Source organism: Psychrobacter sp. VH5, assembly GCF_050572635.1.
Classification (GTDB): Bacteria; Pseudomonadota; Gammaproteobacteria; order Pseudomonadales; family Moraxellaceae; genus Psychrobacter; species Psychrobacter celer.
Map to the genome: position 1 here is coordinate 1,207,121 of NZ_CP192145.1, position 20,952 is coordinate 1,228,072.

A 20,952-nucleotide genomic window follows, 5' to 3' on the forward strand; every position below is an offset into this window, starting at 1 on the left:
AGGGTCAGATCAAAGCTCATATCAGTATATTAGCTAAGAATGAGACACCGTTTGGCATAAATATAGCCATTTTTAACCCGTAAATCACGAAAGTTGTCATTGGAGACACGCCTTAGTATAAGCGATATGACTATGTATATTAACAGTCGTCTTTGCTGCGTTGTTTGATAAGAGTGATGGCGTGATAGGGTAGTATTTTATCACCTAATACACTGATATGGATATCTCGCTCGTGACATAAATGTCGTAATAGTAGCGTATCGGGATGATCGGCGCAGGCCAGCAAGATACGCTCAGGGTCTCGGCGTAGTATCGCTCTGGTAGCCTCGGCAATGGTTGGCTTGATGCGATTGTGGTTGGTGATGTGATAATCGGCGGCAATGCTATCGATTAAACCTGCGGTCCGATAGCGTGGCTGCTGATACATCGGCAAGCACTGCATGGGGCGCTGGAGGGTTTGCCGCGCACGATCGATTTGCTCGATGAAGGCAAGGCTATGATCGATTGCACGCAGCTCCTCATAAAACACGCTGCGGTGTAGCCCTGATTGCGGCTCGGTATACAAACTGCGAGAAATCAGCCCCGACACCGTACTGTTTAATAGCCCCGATGGAATCAGCCAATCCTCACTGCTTGCTGCCAGCCACGCCACCCCTGCAGGGTCGGCCAACGTCAGTAGGGGGACGACGCCTGAGCCTTGATGAAAAATATTGGCAAAGTGTGGCTGATTGGGTTGATTAAAAGGCCGCAAGCTGCGCTCAAGCTCTTGATAAATCGCGCCTTTTCCCGTCCAGCCATCGACAAAGACAATCGGGCTGCTTGGATACGCGTCCAGTATCATCTGCAGCGCGACAGGATCAAGCCCGCGATCTCGGATGATGCTGATACCATAATGTACACTAGGCAAAGCGTAGCTGCTATCGCTATCTGACCTTTCATCATCTGATAGGGCACGCTGCAATAACACACCAATGGGCAGTCCTGCCCGCACTAAGCTGACCAGTACCAGCGGCTGCGCATTATCCACTGTCTGCCCAAAGATATCGTGTAATGTATAAGCCAAATTAGCAATATCGTTTGCTGTTCTATCTGCGCCCTGCGCTAGTGCCTGCTGATACAACTGCTCATGCATGGCGGTCGGTGCCTGCTCTAGTGTCAGCATATCAGAGTAATGACGCTGGCCACTTTGGATCAGCGCTTCTTTTTGGCTGACAGGGATATCGGCGACTGCTTGTTTGTCGACGATGTCGAGTAGTACGGTGACATCAGAGGGCAAGTAGCTGCCTGAGCCGTATTGTGCGAATGTCTGCATGTTGGGATAGGTCATAAAGATAGTTACTTATATAAGCGATTGTCATTATTCACGATATCTACAGGCCGTTAGCGGCTAATATTGTCATGCATCTGACCGTGATTTGGCATGCCATACCAGTCCAGCAGCTGCAAAAATGGCAAATCGGCCAAGCTGTCCCCAAAGCCAAAGCTAGGGCGCTGAGCATCTAGGTGCTGTGCTAATAAAAACTGCACGGCATGACGCTTATGCACCGCATGCGGTAGTATGGCTAAATTATTGGCATTTACATGAATATAAAAGTCTGTCTCAAAGCCGCGTATGAGCGTTGACAGTTTTGCTGCCAGCGCTGCCAACGCCTGATGGTCTTTTTGGCCATGCTTGATCGCCAGATAAATCGTCAAGTCCTGATGAGCGCTGCCACGCCCAAAGCGATCGCGATGCGCGGTAAATACTAAATGGCTACTGGCACTCTGCGCATGCTTGGTAAATACCGCACTTAGCTGCGCCAGCTTGTCTTGCAGAGGCAACAGTGCGTCATACATATGCTGCTGCCAGGTGCCCAGTGGCTCGCCATTAGGGCTTAAAATAACCGCGCCGTGGGTGAGTATTTGCCAGCTATCAAACGGCAGTTTTACCCGTTTAATTTCATGACGATCGCGGGCTGTGACCACTATCAGCTCAGTGCTGGCAAGTAACCAATTAAAAAACGCCGCTTGCCGTTGACTCATAAAACTCAGCGGCTCGCCTTGTTTGTTGACGGAGGCGCAGACCAAGTCTTCAGGCGCAGCGGTAGGCAGATGCCATGCATCAATTTTGCGCTGAGTTTGAAACAGCGTATCGTCTAGATCCATAAGGGCGTAGGGTTTAACGATATGAGCGCTGGGCTGAAAAAACATCGTGGTCATATTTTACCACCTACTATCAATACATTGTCCAAATCTTGCCACATCTCATCGACGCTATCAGCCGCAGTTTCCACACACAGTACAATCAAGTCCCACGCCTTTGGCTCGACGTTATATACAAAGTTGGTCATGCCAAGACCATAATGATCACGAAAGCTTAGCATCGTACCGATCGCGCCGCCAAGAGCAATCGGTGAGCGTGTCAGCGCGCCAAATTTGACGGTAGCTTGCGTTTGGCTTTCTAGCCACTCTGCCAACAAAAACGGCAACCAAACAAACTCATTACTGCCTAATACCAATATGCGCGCAGGCCACTGAGGCAGGCTAGGCGATACCTGCTCGCGAAAGCGTGTAAATACCGTTTGGAAGTGCGCCAAATAACGATCAAACCCCTCTGTACTATCGAGCGTTGGGAAGCGCCCCCAATTGCCGGTGTCACCTAATGGCTGGCTACCAGCTTCGGTGGTATCGACGGCTGGCATCGTAATCGGTTCAGGATTGGGGGCATCTGTCCAAGTCCATGCGCCAGACAATAAGTGATGACGATAAAAGTCAATATCAGGCAGGCGGCTAGATATGGCGTCCGCAGTATCCGTGGTCTCTTGCTGTTGATTGAGTGACCAATCAACCAGCGTGGTTAGATGTACTTGTGCTAGCTGACTAAGTCCAGCTTGACGTAGGGCAGTGACGACATTGACGCAGGTGTTGCCTGTCGAGGCCTCGTCATCGACCATAATAAGCGTTTTACTCGCAAGTAATTGCGCTTGCATTGCTTGCTCTGCACTTTGGTAAATCAAGTGCTGGCTGGCGTGACTATGATCTTCGCTAAAAGTCGTCAGCAGGCAGGCGCTGTCGTTAGGTGCGGCGTCAGTGCTATGCTGGGCGTGACGGGTGGAGTTGAGCAGTAGCGCGTTGGGGTAGCGGGTTTGCAGCGCTTGATGCACGCCTGCTGATAGACCCACCGCAGTCTCCGCCATACCAATCACCAAAATAGGCTCAGGCAAATGGTTGGGAATCAACGCGGCCAAGTCAGTAAAAGCGGTACGCATGGTGCTGGGAGCGACAGGAATATGGCGACCTAAGACTTTTGAGACAAACAAAAATGCGCGCTTAGGATTGATGCGCTGAGCAAAGCCCAATAAATCATTTAATTGATACGCTGCATGGCCGTTATGGCTATTGGTCTGATACGTGAGATCAAGGATACCGCGAGGTAGCTCGATGGTGGTACGCTGCTTTGGCATTCATTTTCCTTTTAGGGTTATTCAAATATGCTTAGGTTTATATTTGATTTTTATATAATCAATTGAAAATAAAACTGTTATATAAACTTAAACGCGCTACTGGTATAAATTTTACTTGCGTGCTGCGTTCCCAGAGGCTGCGCAAAATTCATCCCAGTAGCGCTATGTTCTTGTTAGATTTCATCGACTATAGTTGGTTTCTATACTGAAATTTTTACACTCAGGCCTTTTCAACTGTGGTGCCCTTGATGGTGATATGAGCCTTGAGCCGCGTTTTTACAATCAATAAATATAGCCAATCCGGCATCATATTGGCACACTTTATGTCATGTGCGACTGGCATTCATTTTGCGCGGCATCTGTCGGTGTTGGCACAGCACGCAAGAGAAACAAATACCAGTAGGACGGTACTGTTTTAAAATAGGTTAACCATAGCCGCATGATAACTGAAATCATATGATAAAGGTGGTAATGCCTGACCTGCGCCACGTATCCAATGATAGCAAATCCTCACCAAAGCCATGGCATTCAAGCCTTATGGCGATTTTTAAACGATGAACCCACCCTCAACGTGAGCGTTTGGCCACCTATCGGATAATCTTGCCATTTATCGGTCAATGCCGGCTATCTGCTTGCGAGACAATATGTATTCATTGATAATTCAGCAAAAATTACTTCTGTAAAGTAACCAGATGGTAACGAGGTTTTGAGCAGCTAATATATAAAAAACCATGTGTTTGCTGGCAATACTGCTATTGCTGATTGATACGTTAAAAAAAGGTGCAAAACAGTTGTACGTCTGGCGATATTTTGGTGACCTAATCAGCGCTGCAGTTTACCAAAATAACTCAGCACGAAAAAGTTTGGCTGTATTGTTAAAAAGGAGTGAGCTTTGAGATTCTCTTGTGCACTAGAAACCGCCTCGGAACGCATCCGTTTGGTCAATGTGATTTCACCATTGATCAAAGCTGGCTATCAGCTTGTCTCACAAAGACAAGAGCCGTCAAGCAATGGCGGCAACATCATACAGGTGGTGGCCAAAAGCCAAGGCGCGAAGACGCAAGCGGATTTGATCGCTGACTTGTCTGCCATCGATGGGTGTACGCTGCTTAAGCTGGAAATTGAGGAAGACGAGGCGCCGCCGCCGGTTGCGGTTCCGATACCATCGGCACCTACTGCGCCCGCAATAGACGAAAAAAGCGTACTGGCCGCTATCGGTGCGCGGTATCCAGACATAGCCGAGGTGGTCACTCAGTACAAAGCCAGTCTGCCGGCCGAAAGACGCGTCAGTGCCATGCATGAGCTGGGCCGCAAGGTTGGCGGCGGTATCTATCAGCGTGACTATGCGCTTGGTAGTCCGCTCAAGATGTCTGCTGCCATCAGCCGCGAGTTGGTGCCTGCACTCAAAGTGTTTTCTAAAATCAAGGCCCGTGACCATGTCATTACTTTGGTGAAATGTCCGTTTTGTCAGTCATCCGAGCATTCGCATTCAGGTTGTCATTTTGTGGTGGGGTATATAGAAGGCTTTTTGGCAAGCAATCCCGCGGTGGGCAGAGTGGGCGCAGAAGAAACCAGCTGCGGTGCGGGCAGTACCCATGTTTGCGAGTTTACTATAGTCGATACACTCTAAAAATGTCATAGCGCTACTGGGATGAATTTTGCGCAGCCTCTGGGAACGCAGCACGCAAGTAAAATTTATACCAGTAGCGCGTTTAAATCTATAACAGTTTTACATTCAGCTAACTATATCTGGTAAAAATCACTCATGGGTCAAATAACACCTATGACAAAAAAGTAATGAGCGTCTCAAGTACGGCGACTCGTACAAATCTTAAATGGCTTAAATGGCTTAAATGGCTTGGGCTCACTGTTTATAAAAATGTAAAGGGCGAAAAAATGATAGAAGTTGAATATAACCTGATGTTGGTGCTTGTCTCGTATGCCATCGCTGTGTTTGGCTCGTATGTTGGTCTAAACTTGGCCATCCGAGTTCCGTCTGCTAAGGCTGGCAATGACTTGTACTTTTGGGTAGCGCTGTCTTCGCTCGCCATCGGTGGTGCGATTTGGTCGATGCACTATATCGGTATGATGGCCCTGGATATGAAGATGCCAGTGACCTATGACTTGGGCTTGACGATTGTGTCGATGCTGCTGGCGGTACTGTTTGTGGCGGTTGGTGTGGTCATCGTTGGCCGCGGTGTGCCAAGTGTGGCAAAACTGCTCGGCGGCGGAATATTGACAGGTCTTGGCGTGGCCGCCATGCACTATACGGGCATGGCATCCATGCAGATGGAAGCAACCATGTCCTATAACACCCCGCTTTTGCTCACCTCGATTGCGATTGCGATTGCCGCGTCGATCGCTGCGCTATGGTTGGCCTTTAATCTGCGCGGCAATTTACAACGTTTTGGCAGTGCTTTTATCATGGGTGTTGCGGTGTGCGGGATGCACTACACAGGTATGGCCGCGATGGAGATGCAAATGGCTCATACGGGTGAGATGATGTCTATGGCGCATAGCAGCTCAGATGCCTTTATGTCATCGATGCTTATCTTTATTGGCTCGGCCATCGTCCTAAGCTTGCTGTGGGTCATTGGCTCTAAAAATGCGCCGCAAAAGGCAGCATTGGTATTTGGTGAGTGATATCTCATATTGCAGCCTGATGAGATTAGGCTGTGTCGTCAGCTCAATCAATATCTGAATCAATTCAATTGAAGGCATGCTTTCAGCAAAAAGGTTTTTAGAGTACGCTCTAAAAACCTTTTTTGATGCCGCCGCTTTCTTGATGTTAACTATCGGATATGGCTTATTTTGCAAGCAGCGTTTTTAAATCAGCGTCTTTGTAGTAGGGCGTGTTGAACATTCGACCATGGCACTGACAGCGACTATTTTTTAGGCGATTCGATGTTAAAAATAATAAGTTTAGTCATTCTAAGCGCTTATTTTTAACGATGAAGCGGCAAAAAAGAGTCCTGTCCCTGCGGGCTGATGCTAAAATTGCCCCATACTGCGTTACAAATCTCGCTAAGGCATCTGCATTATCGTCGCTTTGTGCCTTGTCTGGAACAATTTTAGCGATCAGCAGTGCCTATTTGCGAATGTTCAACACGCCCTAATTGTCTTTAAAATAAGGGTCTGCATCAAGGGTAATAAACAGCAGTTCTATTTAATTTTGACACTGGTCATCAAAGAGCGCACCTGACAGGGAGTGATTTGCCCAATGACGTCAGCCAGTTTGGGCTTGTCGCTCAGGCCCAACCAATAACCAAAACCAATTTGAGTCAAGTCGACAGCGCTGTGCGCCGTATAGCCGATACCACCTGAGGGGCGGCTGTTAATCTCAAGGACACGGTGCTGGCCGTCGCTATCGGCCTTGGTCTGGACGCTAACGATACCATCGCAGCCAAAGGCGCTAATCAATGGAATCACCACTGCCATCACCTCCTGATCGTAGCCGACATGCTGGATTTTTCCTGTCTTATGGCGTGTAACGGCCGCCAGCACCTCACCGTATTCACACACCACGTCGATAGAGTATTCTTGGCCTGATAGATAGGGCATCAGTAGCATAGGGATAGGACGCTCATGCACCATCTGGCTATGGCTATATGCCTGCAAAAACTGCTCGGTGCTGATTTTTTTCTCTTCGGTAAAGTACAGATGCTCAAAGCTGTCATAAAGGTCAGCTGCTGCCTTTCCGGTATCAAGCCGCCAAAACCCTTGGGCAAAAATACCTGTGACCGGCTTGACACACAGTGGCTGATCGCCGTATTTATCCAGCAATGCTTCAAGCTCGGCTAGGGTATCAAACCGCCACGCCTCGGCTACAGGAATGTCATGCGCCTGACAGTGCTGCATAAAGGCAAACTTATCATCGATGGACGCTAGGGCGTCGATACTGGTGGCCCCTGTCAGTAGGCGGATGCCAGCCGCCGCAAACGCGTCGCGCTTTGCTTCGTAGTCTATGCTGTTGCGCCCTGTCAAAAGGACTTTGACCTGCTGCTGCTGGGCTTGTTCGAGCACAAACTGCCAGCGCGGCATATCAAGAGAGGGCATTTGCTTAGGAACATCACTTGTGGACGCTAAAGGCTCACGATAGACCGTATCGGCCAGCGAAAAGATTTCAGGTCTATCATGGCGATGTGAAGCAATGATATGCAGTGGCGCGCTCGTTTTGGTTTTTAGAGCTTGCAGGCTAGCGAGCATATCGCGCTGGCTGGATTGACCTTCAGCCAACCAGACGGCTAGGGGCGATGAGTGATGAGTAGCGTTTACAGGGTTGTTCATGGGTCTCTCAGATGCTAAGGGTTAGGGGGTAGTATCGTGATCCGATCGTCACTGTTTCTCAAGCACTTTATTATCAGAGCTCTATTTATCAGAGCTTTATGGCATAGGGATAGTGAGCGCACTTTAATATCAGTAGCACTGGGCTTATTTTCAACTGACTGCTACTATAGAGCAATGTGTAGGCCATGTCTTCGATTCACGCGATAGCTATCTGAATGGGCTAAAAATGGCCAAATCTTGGCAAGCATCGTTAAACGTCGTCAAATAGCAGGTCAATATCCCGATATTAACGGCGCTATTTTCCTTGTTTGATCGCAATTTATCTCATTTTTATCACTATTTTTGAAATGCAGACACAGCCTAGTATGATCTATTAAGCAATAAAAAATAAGCATTATTACTTATAAGAAGGACAAAATATGAGCCAAAACCAACCGCAACAATTGGTGGCGGGTGCCAACGCGCCATTACCCAATGACCATATCAGTATTCGTATCATAAGCCAAAACGCGGTAGATTGCGCCGCTTATCGCTTAACTAGCGATGGCAAGGTACGCGGTGATGGCGACATGATATTTTATGGTCAGACCCGCAGCGACGACGGTAATGTCAGCTTTCGCGGCCATGACAGCGATGGTTTTTTTGATATCAATTTGCCCGCGCAGCCTGCCAATATCGACAAGATTGCTTTGGCATTCTCTAGCGAGCAAACGCTGGCGCAAATCGGTGATGTGGATATTCAGGTATTGCAGGGCAGCCAAGTATTATTGACCTGCCAGCTAAATGGTACTGGCCGCTCCGAAAAAGCCATTATCTTGGCCGAATGCTACCGCCGGCAGGGCAGTTGGAAGTTTCGTTTTATCGCGCAAGGGTTTAATGGTGGTCTCAAGCCATTATCTGAGCATTTCGGGGTCGAGATTGCTGATGAAGCGCCAGCACCAAGCCAAGCAGCACCTCAAGCACAGACGATCAATACACAAAAAACTAATCGACCTGCTCAGGCCACCCCGCCGCCGATACCCGCCAGTCCTACGGTAAATTTAAACAAAATCACCTTAACCAAAAATCAGTCCAGCATCAATCTAAAAAAACGCGACAATTTTGGCAAAATCGCGGTCAATCTCAACTGGAACCAGCGGCCAAATGCCGATCAAAAAACGCCCAAAAAAGGGCTATTAGGCGATTTATTTAAGCAGCACAAATCTGGCGGCATCGATTTGGATGTCGGTGCGATGATTCATCTAAAAAATGGCGAAAAAACCCTGATTCAAGCACTGGGCAATCGCTTTGGTAGCTTGCAGTCGGCGCCTTATGTGTGCTTGCGCGCTGATGATAGAACCGGGCAGGTGAGTGGCGGTGAATGGCTCGATATCAATGGCCAACAGTGGTCGCAGATTGAGGAGGTGTTTATTTTTGCCTTTATTTATGAGGGTGTGCCAAACTGGGCCCAGACTGATGGGGTGGTGACCATTCACGTGCCAGAGCAGCCACCGATTGAGACTCGTCTGACAGAAGGCACCGGCAACCTGCCTATGTGTGCCATCGCGCGGCTGGTCAATCAGCAAGGCAGCATCAATGTCGAGCGTATCAATCAATACTTTAAAGGTCACCAAGAAATGGATAAGGCCTTTCATTGGGGCTTTAGCTGGAAGCGTGGACGTAAGTAAGACCTAATCCCAATCTTCAAGTATCAGTATTGAAGCATCAGTATTCAAATATCAATCAGCCCGTCTATGATAAATAGACGGGCTGATTTTTTGTAAACAAAAACAGTTATAGTAAATACAAGTAGCACCTATTAAGCATGCGGGGTAATCGCAGGCATCAAGTCATGAAAGGTACGACCAGAGGCAGTCTCTCCGATGGCGTGCATCTTCCACTCGCCGTTATGACGATAGACCTTGGCCATAATCATCGCAGTATGGCCGCCTTGTGCGGATAAATTATAGCGCGCCACCTCAGCGTTGTTGCTGGCGTTGACGATACGGCAAAACGCATTTTCGACGGTCTCAAACGTCTGACCGGTAAAGCTATTGACCGTAAATACCAGTGACGTCACATTGCTTGGGACGCGCGCGAGATCGACGTTGATGACTTCATCGTCGCCGTCACCATCGCCAGTACGATTGTCGCCTGTATGGACGATGCTGCCATCTTTTGATTTTAGCTGGCTAAACCAAATCGCATCGACGGCTTGTTTGCTGCTATCGAACATGATGCAAGAGGCATCAAGATCGATAGAGTCGCCGCCGCTACCACCGCCAAACAATTTACCCAAAAACCCGCCTTTTTGTGCTTGAGGCCCTTGAGCCACATCCCAGCCTAGGCCCAGTTTGACTTGTGTCAGCTCGCCGCCAGCTTCTTTGCTTAAAGAGATTTTTTGCCCTTTTTGTAGATTAACTGCCATGAGATTGTCCTTATAATAATTGTGAGTAAAAACGAACAGCGCCGCGCTATAAGATATTGTCTAAAAAGCCACCGCCGCCGCCGCGACCGCCTGAGCTGGTGCCTAGGATGCTTTGTAGCCAGCCTTGGTAGCTGTCACGGTTGCGTGAGCAGATGATGACTTTGCCGCTACCTGAGAAGTTTAGCACCATACCTTCGCCACTGGTGACAGAGTTGATGATATTGCTCATGATGCCTTTTTTCTTACTGGTCGACACCGACAGTTTATAGTCCAAGTTTGAGTCCCAGCAGACCACGTGACCATTATCAATGATGACGTCTTTGTCTGGTGTCACCTCAATCTCAAACAGCGAGCCAAAACCTGATACCACCACTTGACCTTGGCCTTGGGTCTGCATCACCATAAAGCCGCCGGTATCGCCAAATACTGCGCCGCCAAGGTTGCGCTGAATATTGGCTCTGATATCGACGCCTGTTTGCGCGGCGACAAAAGCTCCATCACTGAGTGTGTATTGCTGCTTGCCGACCTCGATGATTTGCATGTCGCCATCTAGCGTTGGTGCAAGCAGGCAGTCTCCTTCGCCGCCCGTCGCTTCTATCTGCTGCTGAAATAGGGATTCGTCATTGGCAAAGCGGCGCATCAACGACTGCATCAGCCCGCCTTGTAGCTTGCCTTTTAACTCAAGATTGGACTCCATCATGACCATGGCGTTGGCTTCACAATAAATAGAGTCACCCTTTTTTAGATTGCAGTGCAAAAAAGGCTCAATGGTACCGATTAAGCTAAATGTCGCGGCCATAGGGGGCAAATCCTTCTTTTAATCTTTTTGATAGAGACGATGTCACAGGGGCTGATTTATAAAGCTTTATGCTGCGTAATAAACATAAAGCCATCAAATGTGAAAAATGAGCACACTTGATGGCTTATTTGCTGCCGCAGTCCTATATAGATGGTGACTGCGACGATGGAGGGTTTAACCCTTGATAGATTTAAACCATGATAAGTCTAGATCTTGATAAGGTTAAACGATGGCGTTATACATTTACGCCATAAGAAGCCGCTAATGGGCCAAGACCGCCATTAAAGCCTTGTCCAACCGCGCGGAATTTCCAATCGCCGTTGTGACGATATAGCTCACCGAAGATCATAGCCGTCTCGGTGCTACCGTCTTCTGATAGGTCGTAGCGAGCGATTTCAGCTTGTCCATTATCATTGACTACGCGGATATAAGCGTCGCCCACTTGGCCGAAGTTTTGGTTACGAGCTTGGCCTTCATAGATGATGGCACAGATGGCGACTTTGCTGACATCCGCTGGGACATTGGCTAGGTTGATTTTGATTTTTTCATCATCGCCGTCGCCTTCGCCAGTACGGTTGTCACCGGTGTGCTCGACCGCGCCGTTGTCTGACTTTAGGTTGTTAAAGAAGATAAAGTCTTGATCGTTACGGACTTTACCCGCTTCATTCAACAAAAAGCCGATGGCGTCTAAGTCAAAATCTTGACCGTCGGTCGCCCGCGGATCCCAGCCAAGACCGACTGTGATGTTGGTCAAGCCTGGCGCTTCTTTTGATAAGTTTACGTTGCCGCCTTTTGTTAAGCTAATAGCCATATAAATATCCTATGAATTAATAATTAAAAGTTTTTGGTGTTATAAGTCAAAAATAGGGCAATCATGACTATCTGAGCACAAAAGCTCAATAAATCGACCTGTACGCCATATCCTGCCTATCGTTACGTCTAACTATACTAAGCGATTGCTGAGTAAGCAAGGCGTATTTTGTGTGACTATACAACATATATCTTTCTGTCTACAAAAAAGTAAGATTATGACCATATCCATCGTCGTTTCGCTATTTATCTGATTATCATTTATAATAGCGCGCTCAGGTTCCCTCTACCCTGCTGTAAAAAAAGGCCGCTTTATGAGTATTAGTACTGTTTTGACAACCCCGATCGAACCCATTCGCTATCGCCGCGCGCTATTTTGGCTGGTCAGCCTGCATATCTTTATCATCGCCAGTAGCAACTACTTAGTGCAGATACCTGTCGAGCTGTTTGGCTTTATCACCACATGGGGCGCTGTTACTTTTCCCTTTATATTCTTGATTACTGACTTGACCGTGCGTATCTTTGGTCAGCATTTAGCCAGACGTATTATCTTTTTTGCGATGATGCCTGCGCTGATGATTTCTTATTATTTTTCTGTGGTGTTTTCAAATGGTCAGTTTATTGGTCATGAGCATCTGCTGGATTTTAACTTATTTGTCTTTCGCATTGTACTGGCCAGTTTTAGCGCTTATGTGGTCGGACAGCTGCTGGATATCCAAGTATTCAATAAACTGCGCCGTTTGAGTATTTGGTGGGTTGCACCGCTCGCATCGACGTTTATTGGCAATTTGGTCGATAGCTTTTGCTTTTTTGCCATCGCTTTTTATAAAAGCCCAGATCCTTTTATGGCGTCGCACTGGATTGAGATTGGTACGATGGACTATTTGTTTAAGATAGTGATGGGCGTGTGTGTTTTTTTACCGCTCTATGGCGTGGTGTTGGCAAAACTTCAGAAGATGCTGGCAGGGAAGTAAACACCAGCAAAGATAGTGAGCACCTTAATGCCAGTAGGACGGTACTGATTTTAAAATAGATTAACGATATCACGCTAGATAATGAGCGAAGTCTGCAAGCGCACATAAAAAAACAGGTTATACCAATTGCTTGATATAACCTGTCATTTGATCACTTAATGAAATCGAATGCTGACACTAAACACAGCTGCGTTATTCAAGTGCTTGGCGTTTACGGTAGTTGAGTGATGCTACAAAGGCCCAACCAATAAAGGCGATACCGATAAGACCAGTGATCAGCTCTGGCACGTGGAATTTCACCGACAATAGCATGATGATGGCCAAAGCACCGATGGCATAATGCGCGCCGTGCTCTAGATAGACAAACTCATCGAGCGTGCCTTTATCGACTAAGAAAATAGTCATCGAACGGACAAACATCGCACCGATGGCAAGACCTAGCATGATGACAATTACGTCATTGGTAATGGCAAAGGCACCAATCACACCATCAAAACTAAACGACGCATCAAGGACTTCTAGGTATAAGAAACCGATGATACCGCCTTTCATGATGGCGCTGGTGGCCTCAGATCCTGAGGTGCCGCCTTCGTGCTCTAGCTCTTCTTCCAAATCGCCCTCGAGCATACCTGATACCACTTGGACACCAAGATAGACAAGAATACCCCAGACGCCTGCGATTAATACCGCCGCTGATTGCTCAGCGCTGGCCCACGATACCGCAACCATCAAAACGATCAGCGCCACAAACACGCTCATGGCATCGACTTTGCCCAGCTTTACCAAACGGCTCTCTAACCATTCAAACCAATGCACTTCTTTATCATCAAAGATAAAGTTTAAGAACACCAGCAATAAGAAAATACCACCAAAGGCAGAGATCTCTGCATGGTGTGCCATGAGTCTGGCAGAGTATTCTTCTGGGTTATACAACGCCAGATTGATCACTTCCATCATACCAAGGTCAGCAGTGACGGCAACGATGACGATTGGGAATACCAAACGCATACCAAATACGGCGATTAAAATACCAACCGTTAAAAAGATTTTTTTCCAAAACTCGTCCCAGCCTTTGAGGACGGAAGCGTTGACCACCGCATTATCAAATGATAATGAAATCTCCATGACGGCCAAAATAGCAGTAATAGATAGGGTGGTTATCATACCGCCCATACCGCCGTGTGAATATCCCCACCATGCCGCGATTGCAAGGGCAATAATGGTAAAGATAAAGTCTAAATAAAAATGTCTCATGACACATCCTGTCTGGTTGCGTAAAGCTAAGGTCGGCCTATTATAGGCACAAACTGCAAAAAAGTGGTTATCGCTAACCACTTTTTATGGATAATTTTAAACGAAACCTAAAGTATTGCTAGTCGTTTGCCGATGAAAAATTGTGACTGTTTTGCAACCAAAATTTGTGCGTATCATCGTGTCTGACAGTGCGCTATGACTGTCTGATCGCTAGGGTAGAGGGTTATACTCAAAATTAGATATCGACGCCATATTGATGACACATCGCCTGCAAGCCGCCTGAGTAGCCCTGACCGACAGCGCGGAATTTCCATTCGCCATTATGACGATATACCTCGCCAAATACCATGGCGGTCTCGACCGAGTAGTCTTCTGCTAAGTCAAAGCGAACGACTTCTGTACCTGTTTCTTCATTAACCACACGGATAAAGGCGTTGGCCACTTGACCAAAGTTTTGATTGCGCGCTGCCGCATCATGAATGGTGACTGTGACCACGACTTTGTCGATATCGGCTGGGACTTGTGTGAGGTTTACTTTGATGACTTCATCATCGCCATCGCCTTCGCCTGTACGGTTGTCGCCAGTATGCTCCACTGCGCCATTGTCAGATCTGAGCTGATTGTAGAAAATAAAATCATGGTCACCGCGTACTTTGCCCGCGGTATTTAATAAAAACACACTGGCGTCCAGATCAAACTCAGCACCAGAGGTAGCGCGCTCGTCCCAGCCAAGACCGATGAGCAGTTTGGTTAGGTTTGGGTCGGTTTTGGTAAGCGATAAGTTACCGCCTTTGTTCAGTGATAAAGCCATGGGATTGTCCTTATTATTAGGGGAGGGAGGCGCAGGATAAAAGCACGGGCCATGTCATGGTACATTTGAGTAGATTAAGCCGAGCAAAACCTATGATGGGATTGGTATTTGGACAGCCTGCGATTTTTAGCCGCGTAGTAGTGCTCTATCATAACAACAAAAAATGGCCCAATCAAAGCCGATTGGGCCATTGTGATATTTGTTACAAAACACGACGAAAGCTGGGCAAGCAAGGCGGGTATAGGCCTTTTTTATGCCTTAACGATGACGAATCTCAAAGCTTTGGTGGATGGGTTTTTTGATATTAAAATCGAAGCCGATGGTCTTTGGCGTGATATTGACAATATCGTAGCGCTCGCTTAGCTGCTCATCCAACTCAAAACGGGTGAAGTTATTAGAAAAATACAACACGCCATCAGAGGTTAAGCGGTTCATGGCGCGATTGATAAGGGCAGCATGGTCGCGCTGCACATCAAAGGTGCCTTGGAATTTTTTTGAGTTGGAAAAAGTCGGCGGATCGATAAAGATAATATCAAACTGCTCAGTATTGTCCTTGATCCACTCAAAAATATCGGCAGCGACGAACTGATACTTGCTCCCACTGACATCCAGACCATTTAAGGCAAAGTTTTGCTTGCCCCAGTCGAGATAGTTTTGTGACAGATCCACGCTAGTGACTTTTTTGGCGCCAGCGAGTGCTGCGTGTACACTGGCCGTACAGGTATAAGCAAATAAGTTAAGTACTGACTTGCCGCGACTGTTGGCTTTGATACGGGCGCGCATGTTGCGATGGTCGATAAACAGGCCGGTATCGAGATAGTCGGTAAAGTTGACATAAAAGTAAGCGCCATCTTCGCGTGCGATATAAAACTTACCGCGCTTTTCGCTACTGCCTTGTTTGCTGTATTGCTCATTACCTGATTGACGGGCGCGGGTTTTGATAAAGACCTGCTCGCGGTTGATATCAAACACCTCACGGATACCCATCAGGGCGAGGTTGAAGCGTTTTTTTGCGGTCTCAGGCGGGATGGTTTTGGGCGGTGCGTATTCTTGCACGTGCGCATAATCACCATATAGGTCGATGGCCACTTTAAAATCGGGCAAATCAGCGTCATAGACACGAATATTGCTGACATTGTCTTTTTTGGCGAGTTTTTTAAGCTTGGCGAGGTTTTTTTGTAGACGGTTGATAAAGTCTTGCCCGCCCTCTACCGTGATGTCACGCTTCTCAAAACGACTGACCAGATGGCCTATTTGCCCAGCGATAAGGGTTCCATAACGAAAATAAACCGTAATGGCACCGTTGTGACAGCGCAGGGTTTTTGGTTCTTTGATTGGTAAGATATCTACTTGTTCGACACGAGCGGCCAAGATGCCAAGCATTGGATTAATGCCACTACCTGCAAAGCTGTCTTGCAAAATAAGCCCGATTGACTGGTATAAAGGCTTGATAATGTCTTCATCGCCCAAACGCTCGCCATAAGGTGGGTTGGTAATGACAAGCGGATTGCTCAAGCGGCCGTCATCGACCAGCGGCTTTAGCACACCGCCTAGTTGATTGAGCGCGCGCGTCTCGATATCAAGCAGCGGCAACAGTTCTTGCAACCCTGCGGCGATCAGGTTTTTTTCTGTGGCGAGTATCGCACCGCTATCAGCATCAAAACCCAAAATCAGCGGCAAGGTGTCTGGCTGCTCTTGAGCAATGGCGAGCGCCTCACGAAAACGGTTTTGGGCATCCTCAATCATCTGCTGCCAGAGCGCATCATCATGATGTTGCCATTCATAAAATCCGAATTGATTGGCTGCTTTATCGATACCGACAGCATAATCACAATGCATCAAGAGCGCTTCGATAATAAACGTACCTGATCCGCACATAGGATCGATAAGAGCGTTATAAAAAGGTGCGTTGCTTGCGTCGTTTTTCTTATGCCAACCTGCGCTATAGAGTAGCGCTGCGGCTAGGTTTTCTTTTAAAGGCGCATCGGTCATGGCCACACGATAGCCGCGGCGATGCAAGCTGGTACCAGATAAGTCTAGATACAGCTCGGCTTGCTTGTCATTGACAGTAGCAAACACAGAAAAATCTGGGTTTTTGCTGTCGACGTTGGGGCGGCTGTCATATACTTCATTGAAGGTGTCGGCGATGGCGTCTTTGATACGCAGCATCGCAAACTGCTGACTGACCGCCACGCGCTTATCGACAGACAGACGGATGGCAAAGGTTTGCTCTAAGTCAAACTGCTCAGTCCAGTTGACAGACTTTGCCAAACCATAGAGCTGCTCGGCCACATCATATTCGGTATTGATGTTTTTGCGTTTGATTGGCAGCAGTACCCGTGAGGCCACGCGTGACCAAAGACAGATGGTATACAGATCACGCAAGCCGCCAGTGACGGCCAGACGACCGGTGCTTTTGATATCGCTTTGAATACCAAAGCTGGTCAGCTCAGTCTGTAGCGGCGCTTCGAGCCCATCGGCACAGGTAACGATAAGCTCAAGCGACAACGCTGGCGAAGATGCTGTGGAAGATGCTGGCGAAGTGGTTTCGGTCATACGGATACCTGTGGTCTAAAAGGGTAAATGAGGCACATCAGCAAGGGCGATGTTTAACCCGTGATTTTATCATATTTCCAGATAGGATGGTTTAAAGTGGTGGGTATTGAGCAAGATAGTCGCGTCTTTACTGCTCATTTTTTGTCAGGGGTAGCGGCTCTGATGACTGTGATACTACCTGCGTGGTGGTGGCAAAGGGCTTGGTGGCGATAGGATAATCGACGTCCTTTGGCATAAGTAAACGCATATGCGGATAAGGGGTAGAGATGTTGGCAGCATCGAACGCGCGTTTGATGTCCTCTTTGAGACCTTCTTTGATTTTTGGCATACGGGCAACGGCAGCAGGTTTTACCCAAAAACGCACGATAAAGAAAACCCCGTATTCACCAATTTCATCGACTGTGGCTGAGGGCTCTGGACGGCTGAGCACCACATCGGTGTCACTGAGGACTTGTAGGATCTCTTTGCGAGCGGTATCGATATCGTCTTCAAAGGCGATACGCACACGAATATCAAACCGTATGAAGTTTTTGGAGGTTAAATTGGTCACCTCAGAAGAGGCAACATTGGAGTTTGGAATAATGACGGTGATATTGTCCCGCGTCAAGATATGCGTGGTACGCAGGGCGATGAGTACCACTCGGCCCTCATTTTCATTGATATGAATCCAGTCACCTACTTGAAACGATTGCTCAAGCAAGATGGTGATGCCAGCGATAAAGTTGGCAAGGGTGGACTGAGCGGCAAAGCCTACCGCCAGACCGACGATACCGAGACCGGCGACCAGCGAGACGATATCAAAGCCAAACTGCGCCATGACACTGGCCAGACCCAGCACCAGTAGCAGCACAGACAAGATGTTTTTTAGCAGCTGCTCTATCGAGGCATTCAGACCATAATGCTGCAAGACTTTGTGAATGATCTGCCCAGATGAGGTCCAAAGCACATAATAAATACCTGCCCATGTGCTGGCCTTGGCAGTGGCTTTGATGGTTTCAGGCTCAAAGTATATCTGACTCATAATAGCAATCAAACTTGCCACAATCCAGATATAGCGCAGTACCGAGCGGACAATCTTGGTGCGCCGCTCATTCAAGTGTAGCTTTGTTTTGCTTTGCTTGAGAATATAAATCGCCAACCAATAAAAAAACCCAAGTACCGCAAGTAAGATCAGGATTTTGATGGCAGTACTGGCCAAATAGACCACCTGTGAGGACCAGTCGATTGACTCTTCATCAGCAGAGCCGCCAAGCGCCAGATAAAGGCTAGTATGCAGATCACGAATGATCTCTTGAAAAAAATCGGTAATACTAGCGATTGGCATTTTTTGGTCCATGCAGTGATGAGTACATGTAAAGGTATTAAGTTACCTGAAATTAGGGAGGCAAGCAAACACAAGATACGCCCTGATCGCCTGCAATGCTACCTTTTTTATCAGGGTTTTTTATAAGGGCGTGTCCTTCCTGTAAAACAGTCCAAATCCTTAAAAATTGTCTTCTTGCGTATCGTGGTACTGATAAGGGATTTTCATCTTGTGCTGTACATCGCGTAATGCTGTCCGTAGTCCTTCTAATATCGTGGGATGATAAAATGGCGTGTCGAGCATGTCTTTGATATTTAAGTCATTGGTAATGGCTGTCGCCAAGATATGACCGATATACTCAGCATCAGGGCCAATCATGCTGGCGCCCAGTATTCTGTCGGTTTTTTTGCAGCCGTAGATATGGAGCAAGCCACAGTTGACTCCCATCACTCGACTACGACCTTGATTGTCAAAACTGACACGGCCGACGACGTACTCTAACTCTGGGTCTTGTTGAATCTCAGGAAGCGACATGCCGACGTTGACGATCTGCGGTGAGCAAAACACGATAGAAAAAGGCAGGGCAGGCGGACGTATATAGGCGTCTTTTTCATTGCCGCAGATCATGTTTCCTGCGCTGTAGCCTTCATCACTAGCAACGTGTAACAAAGGTATGTGTGCATTGGCATCACCCACGATATAGACGTTTAAATCGCCAATTTGGCCGGTTTTTATACTGAGGTTTTTTGGTCGGTTTTTATCATCAAGCTCGACGCCCAAGTTTTCAATGCCCAGCTGCTTGATGGTATTGCGTCGACCGGTGGCGACCAGTACGTATTCGCCTTGCCACTGGCGCGCTTCGCCGGCACTGTCTTCATAATTGATAAATGCGGTTTGTTCTGGATGGTCTTGCGTATCGGTATGTCGTGTACCGACGTCTTTGATATCGCTACCTAGGTGCATGGTCAGCTCATGACTCAAGCAATCAATGGCTTTATTGTTGATGTCGTCGTCTTTGAGACCGGCCACGCGCTTGACACGATTAAATAGTGTGACCTCGACGCCCAACCGAGTAAAGGCTTGCGCAAGCTCAAGACCGATGGCACCTGCGCCGACGACGGCCAATGATTTGGGTAAATCATTGAGCTCAAAGACGGTATCAGAGGTAAGCAAGGTTGCACCTAGCTTATCTGCCCAGCCGTCTGGGATAAACGTCGAGCTGCCAGTGGCGACGATGATGTTTTTGGCGTCGATTAGCTCGTTATTGACTTTGATCAGGCCTTGCTGGTTGATATAAGCGCGACCATCGATTTTTTTGTCCTCAGGCCAGCTCTCGACTTGTTTTTTGATATAGCTGGCAAAGTGGCTACGCTCCTCACGGACGCGTTCCATGACCCGTTTGCCATCGATTTGAGCGGTGGCATGCACCCCAAAGTCTGCAGAGTGATTGGCCTCATGGGCGCGGTCTGCAGCAGCAATCAATAGCTTGCTTGGCATACAGCCGACTTGGATACAGGTGGTGGTCCAAAACCCTTCATTGATAATGACGATGTCATCACGGGTTTTGCTGGCTTGCCGAAAGGCATTTTGACCAGCTGTGCCCGCGCCAATCACAGCCACCGATACGGTACGAGTGATTTTTTGCTCGGCACTATCGGCATTAGACGGTTGATTCATAGTACTCTCAAGTGTTAAGAAATGATTATTTAACCTAGATATCACAGATGATGTCAGTGATTATTATCTTGTCAGCTGGTTAAGGCGTTAATGTTGCTAGCAGACGATCGGTATAGCCTTTGGCACGCAGGTTACGCTGTGCATGGGTCAGGGTGCCATTTTTGTCAAACACAAAGGCAGAGCGTACCAGCCCCAAGGTGATTTTGCCGTACATGTTTTTTTCTTTGATTACATCAAAATACTGGCAAAGCTTTTCGTCAGTATCGCTAATGAGCGGGATGTGTAAGTCATGCTTGGTGATGAATTTTTGATGAGAGTCGATACTATCGCGTGAGACGCCAACGATATCGTAGCCTAAGTCATCAAACTCGTGGAGGCGCGCGGTAAACTCGGTCGCTTGTGTGGTGCAGCCAGGCGTGTTGTCTTTTGGATAAAAGTATAAAATTAGGCCTTTGTCGGTATGGGCGACCATCTCTTTTAGGCTGATGTCATCATGGATGAAGTGGCCGTCTAGCGCTCTGACGATGGTAACAGGAAAATCAGGTAACTCGATGCTCTCTGTGGTGGGTTTTGCCATGCTAATGTCCTTATGGTGTTATGTTATATAGTTAGCTGAATGTAGGGTGTGTCC

General features: G+C 47.7%; 17 protein-coding genes. 4 read left to right on the forward strand and 13 right to left on the reverse strand.

The features are described 5' to 3' along the window. Window positions 1-139: 139 nt before the first annotated feature. The 3 genes from ACNFVB_RS05140 to ACNFVB_RS05150 are packed head-to-tail and all read right to left on the reverse strand — an operon-like array spanning window position 140 to window position 3,443. The gene (locus tag ACNFVB_RS05140; RefSeq protein ID WP_430738307.1) at window positions 140-1,327 is read right to left on the reverse strand and encodes a cysteine protease StiP domain-containing protein; all 1,188 of its coding nucleotides are present in this window, start codon (window positions 1,325-1,327) and stop codon (window positions 140-142) included. A 53-nt stretch (window positions 1,328-1,380) separates the two neighbouring features. Further along, complete coding sequence (locus ACNFVB_RS05145; protein WP_288995292.1) at window positions 1,381-2,199, reverse strand: hypothetical protein; 819 nt, start codon at window positions 2,197-2,199, stop codon at window positions 1,381-1,383. Further along, a complete protein-coding gene (locus ACNFVB_RS05150; protein WP_430738308.1) occupies window positions 2,196-3,443 on the reverse strand; it encodes a phosphoribosyltransferase domain-containing protein in 1,248 nt (415 codons plus the stop codon). The genes ACNFVB_RS05145 and ACNFVB_RS05150 overlap by 4 nt, the downstream gene beginning before the upstream one ends. Window positions 3,444-4,335: 892 nt before the next feature. Here ACNFVB_RS05150 and ACNFVB_RS05155 point away from each other — a divergent pair. Both ACNFVB_RS05155 and ACNFVB_RS05160 read left to right on the forward strand, forming a co-directional pair. Beyond that, a complete protein-coding gene (locus ACNFVB_RS05155) occupies window positions 4,336-5,073 on the forward strand; it encodes a hypothetical protein (RefSeq protein ID WP_430738309.1) in 738 nt (245 codons plus the stop codon). Window positions 5,074-5,339: 266 nt separating this feature from the next. Then, entirely contained in the window at window positions 5,340-6,086 is a 747-nt protein-coding gene (locus ACNFVB_RS05160; RefSeq protein WP_288995288.1) for an MHYT domain-containing protein, read from the forward strand. A 519-nt stretch (window positions 6,087-6,605) separates the two neighbouring features. On the opposite strand, the gene ACNFVB_RS05165 is transcribed toward ACNFVB_RS05160, so the two are convergent. Then, a complete protein-coding gene (locus ACNFVB_RS05165; RefSeq protein WP_430738310.1) occupies window positions 6,606-7,730 on the reverse strand; it encodes an ATP-grasp domain-containing protein in 1,125 nt (374 codons plus the stop codon). A gap of 419 nt (window positions 7,731-8,149) precedes the next feature. Between ACNFVB_RS05165 and ACNFVB_RS05170 the strand changes: the two genes are divergently transcribed. Next, window positions 8,150-9,397: a TerD family protein gene (locus ACNFVB_RS05170; protein WP_430738311.1), complete on the forward strand. Its 1,248-nt coding sequence runs from the start codon at window positions 8,150-8,152 to the stop codon at window positions 9,395-9,397. Between the two features lie 131 nt (window positions 9,398-9,528). Here the strand turns inward: ACNFVB_RS05170 and ACNFVB_RS05175 are convergent, their stop codons facing one another. The 3 genes from ACNFVB_RS05175 to ACNFVB_RS05185 form a co-directional block, all read right to left on the reverse strand. Continuing rightward, a complete protein-coding gene (locus tag ACNFVB_RS05175) occupies window positions 9,529-10,137 on the reverse strand; it encodes a TerD family protein (RefSeq protein ID WP_075101067.1) in 609 nt (202 codons plus the stop codon). A gap of 46 nt (window positions 10,138-10,183) precedes the next feature. Next, entirely contained in the window at window positions 10,184-10,936 is a 753-nt protein-coding gene (locus ACNFVB_RS05180; RefSeq protein WP_075101068.1) for a TIGR00266 family protein, read from the reverse strand. A gap of 235 nt (window positions 10,937-11,171) precedes the next feature. Next, a complete protein-coding gene (locus tag ACNFVB_RS05185) occupies window positions 11,172-11,747 on the reverse strand; it encodes a TerD family protein (RefSeq protein ID WP_105245096.1) in 576 nt (191 codons plus the stop codon). A 313-nt stretch (window positions 11,748-12,060) separates the two neighbouring features. Here ACNFVB_RS05185 and ACNFVB_RS05190 point away from each other — a divergent pair, with 313 nt between their 5' ends. Then, window positions 12,061-12,720 carry a 7-cyano-7-deazaguanine/7-aminomethyl-7-deazaguanine transporter gene (locus ACNFVB_RS05190; protein ID WP_198335508.1) on the forward strand — a complete coding sequence of 220 codons (660 nt, stop codon included), beginning with the start codon at window positions 12,061-12,063 and terminating at the stop codon, window positions 12,718-12,720. Window positions 12,721-12,912: 192 nt separating this feature from the next. Here ACNFVB_RS05190 and ACNFVB_RS05195 read toward each other — a convergent pair whose 3' ends face one another. From ACNFVB_RS05195 to ACNFVB_RS05220, 6 genes are all read right to left on the reverse strand, one after another. Next, window positions 12,913-13,974 carry a DUF475 domain-containing protein gene (locus ACNFVB_RS05195; protein ID WP_105245098.1) on the reverse strand — a complete coding sequence of 354 codons (1,062 nt, stop codon included), beginning with the start codon at window positions 13,972-13,974 and terminating at the stop codon, window positions 12,913-12,915. Window positions 13,975-14,209: 235 nt separating this feature from the next. Next, entirely contained in the window at window positions 14,210-14,785 is a 576-nt protein-coding gene (locus tag ACNFVB_RS05200; protein ID WP_105245099.1) for a TerD family protein, read from the reverse strand. 258 nt (window positions 14,786-15,043) lie between these two features. Further along, window positions 15,044-17,341 (reverse strand): bifunctional 23S rRNA (guanine(2069)-N(7))-methyltransferase RlmK/23S rRNA (guanine(2445)-N(2))-methyltransferase RlmL, encoded by a 2,298-nt coding sequence (gene rlmKL / locus ACNFVB_RS05205; RefSeq protein ID WP_430738312.1) that lies wholly within the window; start codon window positions 17,339-17,341, stop codon window positions 15,044-15,046. Window positions 17,342-17,468: 127 nt separating this feature from the next. Next, window positions 17,469-18,665, reverse strand: coding sequence for a mechanosensitive ion channel family protein (locus ACNFVB_RS05210; RefSeq protein ID WP_226941276.1), 1,197 nt, complete (start codon window positions 18,663-18,665; stop codon window positions 17,469-17,471). A gap of 159 nt (window positions 18,666-18,824) precedes the next feature. Then, window positions 18,825-20,321, reverse strand: a complete 1,497-nt coding sequence (locus tag ACNFVB_RS05215; RefSeq protein ID WP_430738313.1) for a dihydrolipoyl dehydrogenase — start codon at window positions 20,319-20,321, stop codon at window positions 18,825-18,827. Window positions 20,322-20,400: 79 nt separating this feature from the next. Then, a complete protein-coding gene (locus ACNFVB_RS05220) occupies window positions 20,401-20,898 on the reverse strand; it encodes a peroxiredoxin (protein ID WP_274633197.1) in 498 nt (165 codons plus the stop codon). Window positions 20,899-20,952: the final 54 nt, after the last annotated feature.